The organism is Mesorhizobium sp. M7A.F.Ca.CA.003.01.2.1, from assembly GCF_003998945.1.
GTDB lineage: Bacteria > Pseudomonadota > Alphaproteobacteria > Rhizobiales > Rhizobiaceae > Mesorhizobium > Mesorhizobium ciceri.
On the sequence record NZ_RZRA01001109.1, the window covers coordinates 1 to 1,639 of the forward strand.

Below are 1,639 nucleotides of genomic sequence, written 5' to 3' on the forward strand. Positions count from 1 at the left end.
GGATATGCTCAGAAGCCGTCTCAGCGACCAAACACCTTGCCGTCGGTCGTGATCGCGCTGGTGGCGACGTTCCCCGAGCGCCCCGGCGCACGCGCTCGAGTGGACGGCCTGGTATGGAAACGCCATTCCTGATCGGTCCCGGTCACCCGGTCTCAAAGCTGGACACCGTCGCGATGCAATGGCGGAAAGGCGTCTACCGGATCCTGGCTCGGCACGATGTCATGTGCGCGCCTGAAGATCAGCCTCACGACGAGCACGAAGTAGCCGACCTGCAGGACAAGCAGCGTCGCTATCGTCCAGGCAAATGCCTCCCAGAAGGAGCCGGTGGTCATATAGGTCCAGACCGCGACGATGACGGCCGTGGCTGACATTCCTACCAGAAACTGTCCAAAATACATGGTTTCCAAAACCGTCGAAACCGCGCCGGTTCCAACCAGTCCCTGCCTCATTTCATTTCCCGCGGACAACATTTCATTATTTTAGCAACTTCGCAAGTAAGGGGTCAGTCGCCGCAATGCGTTCTCCATTTGCACGGCAACTTGGCAACTGTGCGGGCCGCGGCCGCGGTGCTGGCGGGCTGGGCTGACACGCCAGCCGTCGACAATCCAGAAGCACGCCGGTCTTTGCACTTCGGGTCCGGAACAAACGCCGGCACGCCGAGTTTCGCCTCCAGTTCTTCAACGATTGGAGGCCAGCATGGCACCTCGCAACAAACCAAGCGCCGACATCGAAGATGACGCACCGAGGGCGGATGGGCCGACCATCGAGCAGCAGGATTGGGATGCAATCAAGGGCGGCGAGATCCTGCCAGAGTCCGCGCCGGAAAACGGCGACATGCGTTACGGCGTCGAAAAAGACGGCGATCTGCCGGACGAGGACGACGATAACGCGTACCAGGACAGCGACGACGCCCTCCCCGATGATGAGGAAGAAGCCGCAATCACGCACGATCAGACCCGAGAGGGCGGATTCGACGAGACGTGAGCTATTCGTCGCCCGAGACATGACTGCCTGTTGTTGAACTTGCCAAAGCCACATTTTCCATGCCCGGTTCGCGGGCGATTTTGCTTGGCCAGCTAAGTTTTCCGCCCAGGCAATATATCAGGTTTACCTAAAGTAACGGAACATCCAAGGGACATTATCGGAACTGAACAAGGCCCCTTGGACCTTTGCGCTCGGCAGATAAGACCTTGGTCCTACAGGAAAAAGCAAAAGCCCAAAGTGACCGATTGAGTCTTCCAACGAGGGAACATCGGGCCTCGCTTGTCGTTTGTCGCAGAACTCGGCACCGCCGGGTGTCTGGAGAACGCCGCGATGGCCCACCGATCCACCATCATCAAGACAGGCTATGGCCCAGGAACGGCGATTGCCGTGCTCATGGTTGGATTGACGGCGGTGGGCATCGTGTTCCTCATTCTCGGCAGTTCGCTTTACTTCAGCGAGCAGCCTACGGATCAACGTGTCTTGTCTTCGCCGCCGGCTCGATCGATACACACGGCCCGATAACCGAGCGGCAAACTGAACGAGCAACTGCTGGACGATAGCGACGAGCAGGCCGGCGTATGGTGAAGATAGAGGGTTCGCCAGGCGCCGAAGCGGCTTGCGAACCCTCTCAGCGCAGGAAGGGACGTTGCTGCGC

2 protein-coding genes are annotated in these 1,639 nt (G+C 59.3%); one reads left to right on the plus strand and one right to left on the minus strand.

Features of this window, described 5'->3' with window-relative positions; translation table 11 throughout:
- Window positions 1-152: 152 nt before the first annotated feature.
- On the minus strand, window positions 153-371 hold the full coding sequence (locus EN969_RS30230) for an exopolysaccharide production repressor protein (RefSeq protein ID WP_224674556.1): 219 nt from the start codon (window positions 369-371) through the stop codon (window positions 153-155).
- A gap of 325 nt (window positions 372-696) precedes the next feature.
- On the opposite strand from EN969_RS30230, the gene EN969_RS30235 reads away from it, so the two are divergent.
- Window positions 697-984: a hypothetical protein gene (locus tag EN969_RS30235; protein WP_063168625.1), complete on the plus strand. Its 288-nt coding sequence runs from the start codon at window positions 697-699 to the stop codon at window positions 982-984.
- Window positions 985-1,639: the final 655 nt, after the last annotated feature.